Genomic DNA, 14,788 nt, shown 5'->3' with positions numbered 1-14,788 from the left:
AGAAACGCGATCCGCACGAAGAAATGGGACGACGAAGCGTTTCTTCCCGCCGACCGCGTTTCTCGACGGGAACGGATGCCACCCTGACGACGCCCGAACGCGCGGCCCACCCCCGCGGCATCCCGCGCGGGTCAGCCGCGAGCGGAACGTCGGCGGTACTGGATCGGGTCGCCTACGTAGGGCGCCCAGGCTGAACGTTCGCGCTCGTTCCAGCGGATCGGTCGTCCGCTGGCGGTGTCGACGAGCACGACCACGACCGTGGCGCGGGCGTACAGCACCGGAGCGGAGTCACCCGCGGGGCTGAAGACCTCGAAGCAGATGTCGGCGCTCGACCCGCCCATCGCCCCGATCCACATGCGCACGTCGAGGGGACGCTGGCTGTAGGGAACCGGGCGGAGGTACTCGATCTCCTGGTGCGCGATGAGCGTGGCGCGATCGCCCCCGCTGTCGAGCACGTCCATGTCGAAGACCGCGGTGGGCAGAGGCTCGCCCTCGCCGTCGCTGAACCAGAACGCACGCAGACGCGCCTCTTCGAGCAGCTTCAGCATCGAGGTGTTGTTGACGTGACCGAGCGCGTCGAGGTCGCCCCACCGCAGGTGGATCGGAACGTGCACCCGCTCGGGTCCGGCCGGAACCGGACCCGAGTCGGACGACGGGGAGGTGTCAGTCACGCGTGAGCTTGCGATAGGTGGAGCGCGCCGGGTTGGCGGCATCCGCCCCGAGGCGCTCGATCTTATTGGCCTCGTAGGCTTCGAAGTTGCCCTCGAACCAGTGCCACTGGTCGGGGTTCTCCTCGGTGCCCTCGTACGCGAGGATGTGCGTCGCGATGCGGTCGAGGAACCACCGGTCGTGCGTGATGACCACGGCGCAGCCGGGGAACTCGAGCAGAGCGTTCTCGAGCGAGCTCAGCGTCTCGACGTCGAGGTCGTTCGTCGGCTCGTCGAGGAGCAGCAGGTTGCCGCCCTCTTTGAGCGTCAGCGCGAGGTTGAGACGGTTGCGCTCACCGCCGGAGAGCACGCCGGCCTTCTTCTGCTGGTCGGGTCCCTTGAAGCCGAACTTCGACACGTAGGCGCGCGAGGGGATCTCGGTCTTGCCGACGGTGATGATGTCGAGGCCGTCGGAGACGACCTCCCACAGCGTCTTCTCGGGGTCGATGTTGGCGCGCGACTGGTCGACGTAGCTGATCTTGACCGTCTCGCCCATCTTGAGCGTGCCGCCGTCGAGGGGCTCGAGGCCGACGATCGTCTTGAACAGCGTCGTCTTTCCGACACCGTTCGGGCCGATGACCCCGACGATGCCGTTCGGGGGCAGGTTGAAGCTGAGGTTGCTGATGAGCGAGCGGTCGCCGAAGCGCTTCTCGAGCTTCTTGGCGTCGATCACGATGCTGCCCAGACGCGGCCCCGCGGGGATCTGGATCTCGTCGAAGTCCAACTTGCGCGTGCGCTCAGCCTCGGCCGCCATCTCCTCGTAGCGGGCGAGACGCGCCTTCGACTTGACCTGGCGGCCCTTCGCGTTCGAGCGCACCCACTCGAGCTCTTCCTTCAGGCGCTTGGCCAGCTTCGCGTCCTTCTTGCCCTGGACGTCGAGACGCTGCGCCTTCTTGTCGAGGTAGGTCGAGTAGTTGCCCTCGTAGGGGTAGAGGTGGCCGCGGTCGACCTCGGCGATCCATTCCGCGACGTTGTCGAGGAAGTACCGGTCGTGGGTGATGGCGATGACGGCGCCCTTGTAGGCCTTCAGGTGCTGCTCGAGCCACAGGACGCTTTCGGCGTCGAGGTGGTTGGTGGGCTCGTCGAGCAGCAGCAGGTCGGGCTTCTGCAGCAGGAGCTTGGCGAGCGCGACGCGGCGGCGCTCACCACCCGAGAGGGGGACGACGCTCGCGTCCGCGGGCGGGGTCCGCAGGGCGTCCATCGCCTGCTCGAGCTGGGAGTCGAGGTCCCACCCGTCGGCGGCGTCGATCTCTTCCTGCAGGGTGCCCATCTCGGCCAGCAGCGCGTCGAAGTCGGCGTCGGGATCGGCCATCAGGGCCGAGATCTCGTTGAACCGGTCGAGCTTGGGCTTGATGGCCACGCCGTCCTGGATGTTCTCGAGGACGGTCTTGGTCTCGTCGAGCTCGGGCTCCTGCATCAGGATGCCGACGGTGAAGCCCGGGCTGAGTCGCGCCTCGCCGTTGGAGGGGTTGTCGAGCCCGGCCATGATCTTGAGGATCGTCGATTTTCCGGCGCCGTTCGGGCCGACCATTCCGATCTTCGCACCGGGGAGGAACGACATCGTGACGTCGTCGAGGATGAGCTTGTCGCCCACAGCCTTGCGGGCACGGACCATGGAGTAGATGTATTCGGCCATAACCCGTCCAGTCTAGGGGCGGCATGCCGCGGGGGCTGACGTGCGCCGGCGAGCTGTCACCAGTCGATGGAGCGCGTCTGCCCGATCAGGCAGCCGCCCGATGACAGGCCGGGGAGCGCCGCCGTGACGGGGTCTCCGATGGAGGGCCCCACCTGGCCCACGAGACAGTCGTCGCCGATGCGCACCGAGAACTCGATGCTCTCCGCCGCGTTGCCGATGGTCGACTCGTCGGGCGTCACCTGCATGGCCCCCTTGTCGAAACCGGCCGCCGTGAGGGCGTCGATGTACGCGCGGCCGGCGACCTGGTCGGGGCCGCTCCACACCGTCGAGACGACCTGGGCGAAGAACGGCAGGTTCTCGGAGGCGCTTCCGCCGGGAACGAGTGCCGCGGGCGCCGCCGTCGCGGACGGTGTCGCGGCGTCGGTCGAGGCGGATGACGCGGCGTCGGTCGGAACGGGCGCGGGCTGCTCGGCCGTGCACCCGGCGAGGGCGAGCATCGCCGCGAAGGTCAGGGCGGCGAGGGGGCGACCGAGGGACCGAGACATGCGTCCGAGTCTACGGAACCCCCGCCTCGCGCCCGATCGGCCGCCCCACGGCTCGCTGATCAGAACGGTGTCTCGTCACCGGGTGAGACGGCTTCTGCGCCCGAACCGGCACCGACTCCGACGACGACACCCGCCGGCTCCGGAGATGCACCCGGCACCGACCAGGCCGCCTCGCTCGGCGCGCCGTCGTTCCCGGTACCCCCGACGCCGGCCGTTCCCGCCTGCGCGTTCGGCTTCGGTGTGCGTTCGAATCGCGTCGTGCCCCAGCGCAGGTCGTGTCCGATGGCATCCGCGACGACGTCGGCGCTCACCCCGCGTTTGGTCTCGGTCTCCCATTCCCGAAGGCGGAGTCGCCCGCTCAAGACGACGCGCTCGCCCTTGTGCAGGGACCGCAACGCATTCGCGCCGAGCTCGCCGAACACCGAGATCGAGTAGTAGTTGGTGTGCGCATCGACCCATTCGCCGCGCTCCCGGTCGAGCTTGCGCTCGCCGACGGCGAGGCGGAACGCGGCGACGGAGCCGCCGCCGCGCGTCGCCCGCTGCTCGAGATCCCCGACGATGTTGCCTACGAGGGTGATGTGGTCGCTCATGATGTGTCCTCTCGACGTGATGTACGCTCCGGCATCCGTGTGCCCGACGGATGCCGGAGCACGTTCAGGATGACCTCGGAGCCCCCTCGCGCGTTGCCCGAATGAGCGGTTCGGTGGACAACCGAGGTCGCTCCCGCGGTGGGGAGGACGGGGCGGCACCCGCGTCGATCCCGATGTCGGAGGTTGGTCCTACCGTCGACGACATGAGCGCCGCACTGTGGAACGACCCCGCTCCGGCCCCGCGCCCGGCCGGGTGGGGGGCGGCGACCCATGTCGCCGCCGGTCTGTGGCGCATCGCCGACCCGAGGGGCATCGTGGTCGGCCACGTCCGCGCGATCGCGGCCGACGGCGACTGGCGGTACGCCGCCGAGCGGTTCCACGCGGCATCCGGTCGGTTCCGTCGCCTCGGCGAGTTCTGGTCGTCGAACGATGCCCTCGAATGCCTGCGCTACGCGCGGTGAGCGATCGACGGGGGCGAGGGTCAGACCACGGTGGCGAAATCCTCACGCGCGGGAGTCGTGCGTCCCCCTCGCACGTCATCCCAGGCATGGCGCAGCACCTCGACGGCTCGTTCGAGCGTCGCCGGCGGCGCGGTGAACGGAACGCGCAGGCGCCGATCGTGACCCCCTTCGACCGCGAAACGCGAACCCGCCGACAGCGCCAACCCACGCGCACGGGCGTTCATGACAAGGGGGGTGCTCAGGGGTTCGCCCAGACCCACCCAGAGCGACACCCCGCCATCGACGTCGGGGACCTGCCAGCCGGGCAGCGTGCCACGCAGCGCCGTCACCAGAGCGTCGCGTCCCTCGCGCAGCAGGTCGCCGCGCTGGCGGGAAATCTCGTCGAGCCGCGGCACGAGACGCGTTGCGATCGCCTGTTCGATCTCCGGCGTGCCGAGGTCGTGCACCGGACGGCCGCTGGCCAGACGCCGCACGATGTCGGGAGCCGCGCGCACCCACCCGACCCGCAGACCGCCCCACACCGTCTTGCCCAGCGAGGCCACGCGGATGATGCGCTCATCGTCGGGAAACGGCGCCGGCCCCGACGCCCGGTCGATGTCGAGCTGCGCCGTGGTCTCGTCGAGCACGAGGAGCGTCCCCGCCGTCTGCGCCGCCGAGACGAACGCCGACGCCTCCTCAGACGACATCGTGCGACCGGTCGGGTTGTGGAAGTCGGGCATGAGGTACGCGAGGGTGGGCAGCGCGCGGGCGAAGCTCTGCGCGGCGCGCTCGAGGTCCCAACCGGCCGCCGCATCGACAGGCACGCCGACCAGGCGTGCGCCCACGCGGCGGAAGGCGTCGGCGGCGTGCGGGTAGGTGGGCGTTTCGAGCATCACGCGATCGGCGCGGCTCAACAACACCGAGGCGATGAGGTGGATGGCACTCTGCGCCCCGGTCGTGACCAGGATCTGCTCCGGCGACGTGGGCAGACCGCGCGAGGTGTAGTGCGTGGCGATCACGGAGCGCAGGGTCGGGTCGCCGACGACGTCGTAGCCGATGCGTGCGACCAGCGCTGGTGCGTCCTGCATCGCCTCCGCGACGACCGCCGGCAATCCCGGCCACGCGGCCGGACTCGCCTGCTGCAGGTCGATAGACACCCCGGCACCGTCCAGACTGCCGGGGTCATTGCGGCGCAGTGGCAGCGTCACGCTGCCGCTGCCGCGCAGGCTCTCGATGTGGCGGGTGTCGCGCAGGCTGCGGTAGGCCGCGGCCACGGTGGTACGGCTCAACCCCAGCGCCGCCGCGAGCTCGCGCTCGGCGGGCAGGGCCGTCGAGGGCGCGAGACGGTTGTCGAGGCAGAGGAGTCGCACGCCGTCGGCGAGGGCCTCGTAGGCGGGCCCGCTCCCCCGCCACCCGCCGAGGGCGGAGGCCAGGGCACGGGCGGAGATGCGCGAATCCATGGGGCCACGTTAGCCGAATTGGCATCCTTGCAAATATCCAATCCGGTGATTGGATTCCTTCATGCTCTCCCGGATTACTCGCCTCGTCGTCGGACTCGCGCTCTACGGCGTCGGCTGCGCGCTGACCGTGGCGGCCGGTCTCGGCGTCGACCCCTGGACGGTCTTCGCCCAAGGTCTCTCGCGCGTCACGGGCGTGGGAATCGGGTGGATCACCAACATCGTCGGCCTCGCCGTGCTCCTGCTCTGGATTCCGCTTCGTCAAAAGCCCGGCCTCGGCACGATCGCCAACATCCTGCTGGTCGGCACGAGCATGCAGATCGCCCTCGGCGTGCTCCCCCACCCCGACCAGCTCTGGCTCCAGGCGCTGCTCCTGGTGTCGGGCGTCGTGCTCGTCGCCGTGGCATCCGGTCTTTACATCGGCGCGAAATTCGGTCCGGGGCCTCGCGACGGCTTGATGACGGGGTTGCACGGCCGCTTCGGCTGGCCCATCTGGGCGTGTCGCCTGCTCGTCGAAGGGTCGGTGCTCGTGCTCGGCTGGCTTCTCGGCGGGACGGTCGGCGTGGGCACGGTCGTCTTCGCCCTCGGCATCGGACCGCTCGTCCACGTCGCGATGCCGATGCTCGCTTTCACAAAACCCGCACCGCGCGCACGTCGACTCGCGCGCGTGTGAGGCGGCGCCTGTGGCCCGGGCGCGCCGACGGCATCCCCGCCCACCCGCATACCTCCCGGGGTGGGCGGGGAGGCCGGCGCACGACGAGCGGGGCGCGCACGAACGGCGGAGCCGCCGTGCCCGCCTGTGGACGACGGACGGTGCGCGCATGAACGGCGGAGCCGCCATGCCCGCCCGCATACGACGGGCGGGGCAGGCGCTCACGACGGAGCCGCCGTACCCGTCTCTTCACGACGGTCGAAGCACGCGCTCCCAACGGAGCCGCCGTGCTCGCCTCGAGTCAGGCGCCGAAGGCCGCGTCAGTGCTCCCGGAACTCCGGCCGGTCGCTACCGGGCTTGAGATGCGCGTGGACGGCGTTCTTGGCGATCTCCATCGACGGGTATACGCCCAACCGCTCGTCCTTGCCGGCCATGTGGACGCTGTAGCCCTCTGCGTCCTGCTGGATCTTTCCGACGACCCCGTTGGGTCCGTAGGCCACCCAGAGACGCTTGGTCACGGTGTCAGACATGAGTGCTCCTTTGCTCTCGTTGGCCGGGACGATACGCCTGCGAGCATCGGCGCGCCAGGGGCTGGTGCTGACGGCGGGAGACGACCGATATCCTGTGAACGACCCCCAGTAGCTCAGTGGATAGAGCAGCGGCCTTCTAATCCGCCGGTCACACGTTCGAATCGTGTCTGGGGGACCAGATCCGATGTCGGAGCCCCTCAGTAGGATGTGGGGATGGTAAACGCCTCCGAGAACGACCGGCTCGTCTGGATCGATTGCGAGATGACGGGCCTCGACCTCGCGGTCGACGAACTCGTCGAGATCGCCGTCGTCATCACCGACTTCGAGTTGAACGTCCTCGACCCCGGGTTCCAGATCGTCATCAAGCCCGACGACTCCGCGCTGGCGAACATGGGCGAGTTCGTGACCGAGATGCACCGTTCGTCCGGCCTGCTCGACGAGATCCCGAACGGCGTCAGCCTCGCGGATGCCGAGTTCCAGGCCCTCGAGTACATCCAGCGCTTCGCGCCGGTCGAGGGGAAAGCCCCCCTCGCCGGCAACACCATCGGCACCGACCGCATGTTCCTCGCGAAGTACATGCCGCGCGTCGATCGGTGGCTCCACTACCGCAACGTCGACGTTTCGAGCATCAAAGAGCTCTCGCGCCGCTGGTACCCGCGCGCCTACTTCCAGGCGCCGACGAAGCACGGTGGCCACCGAGCGCTCGCCGACATCCGCGAGTCCATCCGCGAACTCGCCTACTACCGCGCCGCGGTCTTCGTGCCGCAACCCGGGCCCACGAGCGACGAGGCAAAGGCCGTCTCGACGGCGGCCGTGTCGTCGTTCGCGCTGGACGTGTGACATAATCGTTCAGTTGTCTGCTGCGGCAGACACATGGTGGCTATAGCTCAGTTGGTAGAGCACCGCGTTGTGGTCGCGGGGGTCGCGGGTTCAAGTCCCGTTAGCCACCCCAGTACCTAGACGAGAGCCCGGCGGAGACGATCCGCCGGGCTCTCGCGTTCCCGGCGCGCGGCGGTGCCCGGCCCGTAGAATCGACGATGGATGCCACGTCCCGCCGACGTCATCCGTTTCTCACACTTCGGGAGGCCCGCGTGCAACACGCCGACAGCCCGTTCGTGCTCGACCACGAGGCGTTCGAGCGGCTCGTCGTCGACGAACTCGATCAGCTCCCCGACGACATGATCGACGGGCTCGACAACGTCGTGTTCGTCGTCGAGGATCGGCCCGAAGACGGCTCCCTCGATCTGCTGGGCCTCTACGACGGGTGGGCGCTGACCGAGCGCGACCGGTACGGCGTCGGCGAGCTGCCCGACCGCATCATCGTCTACCGCGAGCCCCATCTCGCCGCCTGCGCCGATGAGGACGAGCTCCGCGACGAGATCCACACCACCCTCGTGCACGAGATCGCCCATTTCTACGGCATCGACGACGACCGGTTGCACGAACTGGGGTGGGCGTGATGGGCGGACTCGCAACCCCCGACCTCGACTCCTCGCTCGAGCACGACCTGTCGCAGCAGCCCCCGGCAGCGTGGCAGACGGTCGTCTGGAACGATCCCGTCAACCTCATGAGCTACGTCACCCACGTCTTCCGCAGCTACTTCGGATTCGACGCCGCCACCGCCCATCGACTCATGCTCGCCGTGCACCACGACGGACACGCGATCGTCGCCCGCGGACCGCGCGAGATCATGGAGGCCCACACCCAGGCCATGCACGACTACGGTCTCTGGGCGACCGTCAGGAAGGAGCCCTCGTGAGCGAACGCATCGTCGTGCTCGAGGTCAGCGGACTCGAGGCACTCCATCTCGCCGGCATCGTCGGCCAGTTCCGCGACCTCCTCACCGCGTCGCGGTCGACCGACGACCCCGCCGTGGCGCGTCTCACGCCTGACGCCTACCCCGACGACGCGTCGGCGAGCCGTGAGTTCCGTCGCCTCACCGAGGGCGATCTCCTCGAACGGCGAGGTCAGGATGCCGAGACGGTGTTGCGCACGCTCGGGATCGACGGTGCCGACCTGGATCCGGCGAGCGACCCCGACGCCACGATCGCGGTCGCCCTCGGCGAGAGCGAGGCCCAGGCCTGGATGCGGACCCTCTCGGCGGTGCGTCTGGTGCTCGCCACGCGACTCGGCATCCAGACCGAAGACGATCACGAGCCGGATGATCCGCGTTTCGGCGTCTACGACTGGATCGGCTACCGCCTCGAGGGACTCATCACGGCACTCGACCGCACCTGAACGTCACGATCAGGGGATGCGGACGATCAGCGTCGCGAGCGATGCGGGGTCGTGCGCGTCGATGTGCGCGTCTTCCTGACGAGCCCACCGGTCCCAGTGCGGTCGGTAGGTGTCGCCGTCGCGATCGAGGGCGCGGGTGCGCCGCGACGACGTCGGCGCGTCCACCCACACCGAGACGTCGGCCAGCCGGGCCACCTCGGGGGTCAACAGCCCGGCGCCCTCGACGATCAGGGGCAGCGACGGGTCGATCGCGTGCGCCTCGGCGCGCGCACCCTCGCCCCAGTCCCACCGCTCCCACACGCCGATCAAGCCGCGGGCGTGAGGACGCAGGATGATCTCGCACGCATATGCCGCGCCGTCGGCGAGTCCGTCCCAGCCCGGGTAGACGTCGTCGAGGGCCACGAGCTGCACGCGGTCACGCCCTGGCCATCCCGCCACGAGGCGTCGCGCGAGCGAGCTCTTGCCGGCGCCGCTGCGACCGTCGAGCACCACGACGGGGTTCGGAGCCCCGACCGCGACGATGCGCGCCGCCACCGCGGCGACCGCCGCGGTGAGGGCGTCGTCGACGGCGTCGGTGTTACTTTTTGAGGGCGCGGATGACACGGCTGAGCGCGCGACCGGCGACCCACACGAACGGGATGCCGACGGCGAGCAGCGACACGAGGTTCGGGTCGTAACGCAGGTCGTCGCCGCGGCGGATGTAGGCACCGAGCGGCAGCGTGTAGCCACCGCCGCCGCCCCCGCCGTTGCCCTGCTCGTCGGAGCCGCCACCGTACCCGGCCCACACGAGGGCGACGGGGACGATGCGCACGCCGTCGACGTCCTGCTGCTCGCCGTAGGCGGCGGTGACGCCGAACTGAGTGGACTGCTTGCCGAGTTCGAGTGCGATGTTGGGCATGTCCCCACCGTAGCGGCGGCGCCCCGGGATCGGTGAGGGTGTTGCGTCCGGTGGCCGCGCGTGCCACAGGTCGCGGACCTCAGTGGTCGTAGGACGGCCGTGGGTTCGTCGGCAGCGCTCCGCCACCCCGCGACGGGCCGAGCAGCGACCCGCGCGTGACGGCCCCGCGGCCGAATCGGGCCGCCGCACCGTCGAGCGCGCCCTCGACCCGGCGCCATTCGGCGTCGTCGTCCCAGAGGGTCGCGGCCATCGTCGCCGGCTTCAGCTTCTCGCCGCGCACGCCGACGAGCCGCACCGCCTGGCGCCGGTCGATCGTGTCGAACAGCTCGATGGCCGCGTCGCCGATCCGCTGCCCGACCGAGGTGGGCTCGGGGAGCGTGCGGGACCGGCTCAAGGTGGTGAAGTCGGAGAACCGCACCTTGATCGAGATCGTCGACGCCTCGTACTGCTGCGCGCGCAGCCGTGCGCCCACACGATCCGCGAGACGCCGGAACTCCACGTGCAGGGTGCGCGTGTCGGAGATGTCGGCGTGGAACGTCTCTTCGTGACCGACGCTCTTCTCGGCGCGGCCGGTGTGCACCTCTCGCGCGTCGATTCCCCGCGACAGGTGCCAGATGCGCTCCCCCATCGCCGCTCCCAGCACCTGGTCGATCGCGTGCCGGGGCGTGTCGAGGATGTCGGACACGAGTCGGATGCCACGGGACTCCAACGCTTCGGCCGCCTTCGGCCCGACGCCCCACAGCGCGCGTACGGAACGAGGCCGGAGGAAGGCCTCGGTGTCGGCCGCGGCCACGACGAGCAACCCGTCGGGCTTGGAGATCGTCGACGCCATCTTGGCGACGTGCTTCGTCGCGGCGACACCGATGCTGCACGTCAGCCCGGTCTCGGCCTTCACCCGCGCCCGCAGATCGCGTGCGATCGTTCCGGGACTCCCCCACAGCCGACGCGCGCCGCGCACGTCGAGGAACGCCTCGTCGATCGACAGGGGCTCGACCAGGGGCGTGACGTCGTGGAAGATCGCCATGACCTGCCGCGACATCTCGGTGTAGCGGTGGTACGGCGGGTTCACGACGATCGCCGTCGGGCACAGGCGGAGCGCGATCGACACCGGCATGGCGGACTTCACCCCGTAACGCCGCGCCTCGTACGAGGCACTGGAAACGACCCCGCGCCCCTCGGACCCGCCGATGATGAGGGGCTTGCCCGCCAACGACGGATCGTCGAGCACGGCGACCGACGCGAAGAACGCATCCATGTCGACGTGGAGGATGCCCGTACCGGTGTCATCGGCGTCGGGACGCGAGACGATGCGCCCCGTGCCGTCTCCGCGTCCCATGGCATCCATTCTCCCCCCGACCTCCGACATCGGGCCGGGACAGCCACCGCCCTCGGGCCGATACAGGCCACCGCCCTCGGCCCGGGACGGGCCACGGCCCCGGTGACTCGCGGGATATGTACGCGAAAGCGCGTTTCTCGCGCACATAAGGCGCAAGTCAGCGGGGCGAGAGGCAGGCGAAACGGAGCGGGGCGAGGGGCAGGCGAAACGGAGCGGGGCGGGGACACGCGGAACGGCGCGATGCGGGAACGACGGATGCCACGACCCACGCCGAGAGAGACGGCGGGGTCGTGGCATCCGGTGTCTTACTGCGCGGCGGCGCGCTCCAGCACGAGTTCTCGCACGCGCGCGGCGTCGGCCTGGCCCTTCATCGCCTTCATCACCGCGCCGATGACGGCGCCGGCGGCCTGCACCTTGCCGTCGCGGATTTTCGCGAGCACGTCGGGCTGGGCCGCGAGGGCCTCATCGATCGCGGCGATGAGCGCGCCGTCGTCGGAGACCACGGCGAGACCGCGGGCGTCGACGACCTGCTGCGGGGTGCCCTCCCCGGCGATGACGCCCTCGAGCACCTGACGGGCGAGCTTGTCGGTGAGGGTGCCCGCGTCCACGAGCTGCTGCAGGGCGGCGACGTGGGCGGCCGACACGAGGTCGGCGGCATCCCGTTCCTGCGCGTTCGCGACACGGGTGATCTCACCCGTCCACCACTTGCGGGCGGCGGCGGGAGCGGCGCCCGCGGCGACCGTCTCGGCGACCGCGTCGAGCAGACCGCCGTTGGCCACGTCTTGGAACTCGAGGTCGGTGAAGCCCCACTCGGCTTTGAGACGCCGGCGGCGGGCGGCGGGCGGCTCGGGCAGAGCCGCGCGCAGCTCCTCGATCAGCTCGGCCGCGGGGACCACCGGCAGCAGGTCGGGCTCGGGGAAGTACCGGTAGTCGTCGGCGTCCGACTTGGGGCGCCCGGGAGAGGTGCGCCCGGTGTCTTCGTGCCAGTGCCGCGTCTCCTGCGTGATGGTGCCGCCCTTGGCGAGGATCGCGGCCTGCCGCTGGATCTCGTACCGCACCGCGCGCTCGACCGAGCGCATCGAGTTGACGTTCTTCGTCTCGGTGCGGGTGCCCAGCTTCTCCTGACCGCGGGGCCGGAGCGAGACGTTAGCGTCGCAGCGGAGGTTTCCGCGCTCGAGCTTCGCCTCCGAGATGCCGAGGCCGCGCACGATGTCACGGATCGTCGCGACGTAGGCCTTCGCCAGGTCGGGGGCCGCGTGCTCCGCGCCGAAGATCGGCTTGGTGACGATCTCCACGAGCGGCACGCCGGCGCGGTTGTAGTCGACGAGCGAGTACTCGGCACCCTGGATGCGACCGGTCGAGCCGCCCATGTGGGTGAGCTTGCCGGCATCCTCTTCCATGTGCGCGCGCTCGATCGGCACGGTGACGATCGTGCCGTCGGCGAGCTCGACCTCGACCGAGCCCTCGAAGGCGATCGGCTCGTCGTACTGCGAGATCTGATAGTTCTTGCCCAGGTCGGGGTAGAAGTAGTTCTTCCGCGCGAAGCGGCTCGACGGCGCGATCGAGCAGCCGAGGGCGAGGCCCAGGCTGATGGAGGAGCGGATGGCCTCCTGGTTCACCACGGGAAGCGCCCCGGGAAGCCCCATGTCGACGGGGGCGACGAGCGTGTTGGGCTCGGCGCCGTGGTTCGCCTCGTTGGCCGGGTTCGGCGCCGACGAGAACATCTTCGTCGCGGTGTTGAGTTCGACGTGCACCTCGAAGCCGAGGACGGGCTCGAACATCTCGAGCGCCTCGTCGAAGTCCATCAGGGCATCTTTCGCCATCAGATCATTCCTGCTTTCGGTCCCTGAGCCTGTCGAAGGGTCAGAGAGGGGGCCTTGTCGAGCAGCGGTCCGCCCCACTGGTCGACGAGCAGCGCTTCCAGTGCGGCACCGACGCGGTACAGGCGCGCGTCTTCGCGGGCGGGCGCCAGGAACTGGATGCCGACGGGCAGGCCGTCTTCGTCGGCCAGGCCGCTCGGAATCGAGATGCCCGGGACGCCCGCGAGATTTGCGGGGATCGTGGTGATGTCGTTGAGGTACATCTGCAGCGGGTCGTCGATCTTCTCGCCCAGGCGGAACGCCGTGGTCGGGGCCGAGGGCGTCGCGATGACGTCGACCTGCGCGAAGGCGGCGTCGAAGTCCTGCTGGATGAGGGTGCGCACCTTCTGCGCGCTGCCGTAGTAGGCGTCGTAGTAGCCCGCCGACAGGGCGTAGGTGCCGAGGATGATGCGCCGCTTCACCTCGGGGCCGAAGCCCGCGTCGCGGGTCGCGGCCATGACGTTCTCGACGGTGGCGGCGCCCTGCGGGTTCACCCGCAGGCCGAAGCGCACCGAGTCGAACTTCGCGAGGTTGCTCGACGCCTCGGCGGGGAGGATCAGGTAGTACGCGGCGACGCCGTACTCGAAGTGCGGAGCGCTGATCTCGACGATCTCGGCGCCCTGCGCCTCCATCGCGGACAGCGCCGCGCGGAACGACGACGCCACACCGGCCTGGAAGCCCGAGCCGTCGAGCTCGCGCACGACACCGACCTTGAGGCCCTTGAGCACCTGCCCGCTCGCACCCTCGCGGGCTGCGGCGGCGAACGAGGGCCACGCGTCGGAGAGCGAGGTCGAGTCGTTGGCGTCGTGTCCGCCGATGACGTCATGGAGCAGGCCCGCGTCGAGGACGGTTCGGGTCACCGGGCCGACCTGGTCGAGGCTGGATGCCAGCGCGATCGCGCCGTAGCGGCTCACCCCGCCATAGGTGGGCTTGACGCCCACCGTGCCGGTGACGTGGGCAGGTTGGCGGATCGAGCCGCCGGTGTCGGAGCCGAGCGCGAGCGGCGCCTCGAACGCGGCGACGGCCGCGGCGGATCCACCGCCCGAGCCGCCCGGGATGCGATCGAGGTCCCACGGGTTGCGGGTCGGCCCGTACGCCGAGAACTCGGTCGAGGAGCCCATGGCGAATTCGTCCATGTTCGTCTTGCCCAGCGGCACCAGGCCCGCGGCGCGCGAGCGCGCGACGACCGTGGCGTCGTACGGCGACATGTAGCCCTCGAGGACCTTCGACCCGCTGGTGGAGGGCATGTCCGTCGTGACGAGGACGTCCTTGACGGCGAGCGGGACGCCCGCGAGCTCGTGCAGCTGCTCGCCGGCCGCGCGGCGGCGGTCGATGTCGGCCGCGACGTCGAGCGCGTGGTCGCTCACGTGCAGGAACGCATGCACGTCGCCGTCGACGGCGGCGATGCGGTCGAGGTGCGCTCGCGTCGCCTCGACGCTGGAGATCTCGGATGCCGACAGCTTCGCGGCCAGCTCGGCCGCGGTCAGACGCGTGAGGTCGCTCACTGTTCCTCCCCCAGGATCGCGGTGACCCGGAACCGGCCGTCGGCCTGGTCGGGAGCGTTCTGCAGCACCTGCTCGCGCGTCAGCTGCTGCTGCACGACGTCGGGACGGAAGACGTTCTCGAGCGGGATCGGGTGGCTCGTCGCGACAACGTCGGGGGTTGCCACCTCGGACACCTTCGCGATGTTGTCGACGATGGCATCCAGTTGGCCGGTGAGGCTCTGGACCTCCTCGTCGCTCAACTGGATCCGGGCGAGCACACCGAGATGGCGCACGAGATCAGGAGTGATTTCAGACACCCGTCGATTCTAGTTCGCGAGCCGTCGCCGCTTCGGACGGGCGGAGTGACGCCACGCGCAAGGGGTGTGGACAAGCCCGGCGGTGTCGGAACCGCACGC

18 protein-coding genes and 2 tRNA genes are annotated in these 14,788 nt (G+C 70.0%); 8 read left to right on the top strand and 12 right to left on the bottom strand.

The window, feature by feature from the left end; translation table 11 throughout:
- Nucleotides 1–131 precede the first annotated feature (131 nt).
- The 4 genes from AS029_RS04960 to AS029_RS04945 are packed head-to-tail and all read right to left on the bottom strand — an operon-like array spanning nt 132 to nt 3,478.
- Complete coding sequence (locus AS029_RS04960) at nt 132–671, bottom strand: acyl-CoA thioesterase (protein ID WP_058231475.1); 540 nt, start codon at nt 669–671, stop codon at nt 132–134.
- A complete protein-coding gene (gene ettA / locus AS029_RS04955; protein WP_058231474.1) occupies nt 664–2,343 on the bottom strand; it encodes an energy-dependent translational throttle protein EttA in 1,680 nt (559 codons plus the stop codon). Before ettA ends, AS029_RS04960 begins: the two co-directional genes overlap by 8 nt.
- A gap of 56 nt (nt 2,344–2,399) precedes the next feature.
- Complete coding sequence (locus AS029_RS17760; protein WP_058231473.1) at nt 2,400–2,888, bottom strand: DUF6993 domain-containing protein; 489 nt, start codon at nt 2,886–2,888, stop codon at nt 2,400–2,402.
- A 59-nt stretch (nt 2,889–2,947) separates the two neighbouring features.
- A complete protein-coding gene (locus AS029_RS04945; RefSeq protein ID WP_058231472.1) occupies nt 2,948–3,478 on the bottom strand; it encodes a single-stranded DNA-binding protein in 531 nt (176 codons plus the stop codon).
- A 203-nt stretch (nt 3,479–3,681) separates the two neighbouring features.
- Between AS029_RS04945 and AS029_RS04940 the strand changes: the two genes are divergently transcribed.
- Nucleotides 3,682–3,939 carry a hypothetical protein gene (locus AS029_RS04940; RefSeq protein ID WP_058231471.1) on the top strand — a complete coding sequence of 86 codons (258 nt, stop codon included), beginning with the start codon at nt 3,682–3,684 and terminating at the stop codon, nt 3,937–3,939.
- A gap of 20 nt (nt 3,940–3,959) precedes the next feature.
- Here AS029_RS04940 and yczR read toward each other — a convergent pair whose 3' ends face one another.
- Nucleotides 3,960–5,378 carry a MocR-like transcription factor YczR gene (gene yczR, locus AS029_RS04935; RefSeq protein ID WP_058231470.1) on the bottom strand — a complete coding sequence of 473 codons (1,419 nt, stop codon included), beginning with the start codon at nt 5,376–5,378 and terminating at the stop codon, nt 3,960–3,962.
- Between the two features lie 61 nt (nt 5,379–5,439).
- On the opposite strand from yczR, the gene yczE reads away from it, so the two are divergent.
- Nucleotides 5,440–6,048 (top strand): membrane protein YczE, encoded by a 609-nt coding sequence (gene yczE, locus AS029_RS04930; RefSeq protein ID WP_058231469.1) that lies wholly within the window; start codon nt 5,440–5,442, stop codon nt 6,046–6,048.
- 299 nt (nt 6,049–6,347) lie between these two features.
- Here yczE and AS029_RS04925 read toward each other — a convergent pair whose 3' ends face one another.
- Complete coding sequence (locus tag AS029_RS04925) at nt 6,348–6,557, bottom strand: hypothetical protein (protein WP_058231468.1); 210 nt, start codon at nt 6,555–6,557, stop codon at nt 6,348–6,350.
- Between the two features lie 102 nt (nt 6,558–6,659).
- Between AS029_RS04925 and AS029_RS04920 the strand changes: the two genes are divergently transcribed.
- The 6 genes from AS029_RS04920 (at nt 6,660) to AS029_RS04895 (ending at nt 8,795) form a co-directional block, all read left to right on the top strand.
- Nucleotides 6,660–6,735: transfer RNA gene (locus AS029_RS04920), tRNA-Arg, on the top strand.
- A 35-nt stretch (nt 6,736–6,770) separates the two neighbouring features.
- Nucleotides 6,771–7,397 carry an oligoribonuclease gene (gene orn, locus AS029_RS04915; RefSeq protein ID WP_058231467.1) on the top strand — a complete coding sequence of 209 codons (627 nt, stop codon included), beginning with the start codon at nt 6,771–6,773 and terminating at the stop codon, nt 7,395–7,397.
- Between the two features lie 36 nt (nt 7,398–7,433).
- A tRNA-His gene (locus AS029_RS04910) sits at nt 7,434–7,509 on the top strand.
- A gap of 226 nt (nt 7,510–7,735) precedes the next feature.
- Nucleotides 7,736–8,017, top strand: coding sequence for a metallopeptidase family protein (locus AS029_RS04905; RefSeq protein WP_228375887.1), 282 nt, complete (start codon nt 7,736–7,738; stop codon nt 8,015–8,017).
- Nucleotides 8,017–8,316 carry an ATP-dependent Clp protease adapter ClpS gene (gene clpS / locus AS029_RS04900; protein WP_082642175.1) on the top strand — a complete coding sequence of 100 codons (300 nt, stop codon included), beginning with the start codon at nt 8,017–8,019 and terminating at the stop codon, nt 8,314–8,316. Before AS029_RS04905 ends, clpS begins: the two co-directional genes overlap by 1 nt.
- Entirely contained in the window at nt 8,313–8,795 is a 483-nt protein-coding gene (locus AS029_RS04895) for a DUF2017 family protein (protein ID WP_228375878.1), read from the top strand. Before clpS ends, AS029_RS04895 begins: the two co-directional genes overlap by 4 nt.
- 9 nt (nt 8,796–8,804) lie before the next feature.
- Here the strand turns inward: AS029_RS04895 and AS029_RS04890 are convergent, their stop codons facing one another.
- The 6 genes from AS029_RS04890 to gatC form a co-directional block, all read right to left on the bottom strand.
- On the bottom strand, nt 8,805–9,398 hold the full coding sequence (locus AS029_RS04890) for a nucleoside/nucleotide kinase family protein (protein WP_058231465.1): 594 nt from the start codon (nt 9,396–9,398) through the stop codon (nt 8,805–8,807).
- Nucleotides 9,373–9,693 carry a hypothetical protein gene (locus tag AS029_RS04885; protein ID WP_058231464.1) on the bottom strand — a complete coding sequence of 107 codons (321 nt, stop codon included), beginning with the start codon at nt 9,691–9,693 and terminating at the stop codon, nt 9,373–9,375. The genes AS029_RS04890 and AS029_RS04885 overlap by 26 nt, the downstream gene beginning before the upstream one ends.
- 79 nt (nt 9,694–9,772) lie before the next feature.
- Nucleotides 9,773–11,029: a DNA polymerase IV gene (locus tag AS029_RS04880; protein ID WP_058231463.1), complete on the bottom strand. Its 1,257-nt coding sequence runs from the start codon at nt 11,027–11,029 to the stop codon at nt 9,773–9,775.
- A gap of 305 nt (nt 11,030–11,334) precedes the next feature.
- On the bottom strand, nt 11,335–12,852 hold the full coding sequence (gene gatB, locus AS029_RS04875; RefSeq protein ID WP_058231462.1) for an Asp-tRNA(Asn)/Glu-tRNA(Gln) amidotransferase subunit GatB: 1,518 nt from the start codon (nt 12,850–12,852) through the stop codon (nt 11,335–11,337).
- Nucleotides 12,852–14,393: an Asp-tRNA(Asn)/Glu-tRNA(Gln) amidotransferase subunit GatA gene (gene gatA / locus AS029_RS04870; protein ID WP_058231461.1), complete on the bottom strand. Its 1,542-nt coding sequence runs from the start codon at nt 14,391–14,393 to the stop codon at nt 12,852–12,854. Before gatA ends, gatB begins: the two co-directional genes overlap by 1 nt.
- The gene (gene gatC / locus AS029_RS04865) at nt 14,390–14,689 is read right to left on the bottom strand and encodes an Asp-tRNA(Asn)/Glu-tRNA(Gln) amidotransferase subunit GatC (protein ID WP_058231460.1); all 300 of its coding nucleotides are present in this window, start codon (nt 14,687–14,689) and stop codon (nt 14,390–14,392) included. Before gatC ends, gatA begins: the two co-directional genes overlap by 4 nt.
- Between the last annotated feature and the right edge of the window lie 99 nt (nt 14,690–14,788).

The sequence above is a fragment of the Microbacterium enclense genome, assembly GCF_001456955.1.
GTDB classification, from domain to species: Bacteria; Actinomycetota; Actinomycetes; order Actinomycetales; family Microbacteriaceae; genus Microbacterium; species Microbacterium enclense.
This window is presented reverse-complemented; position numbering and strand designations above follow the sequence as displayed.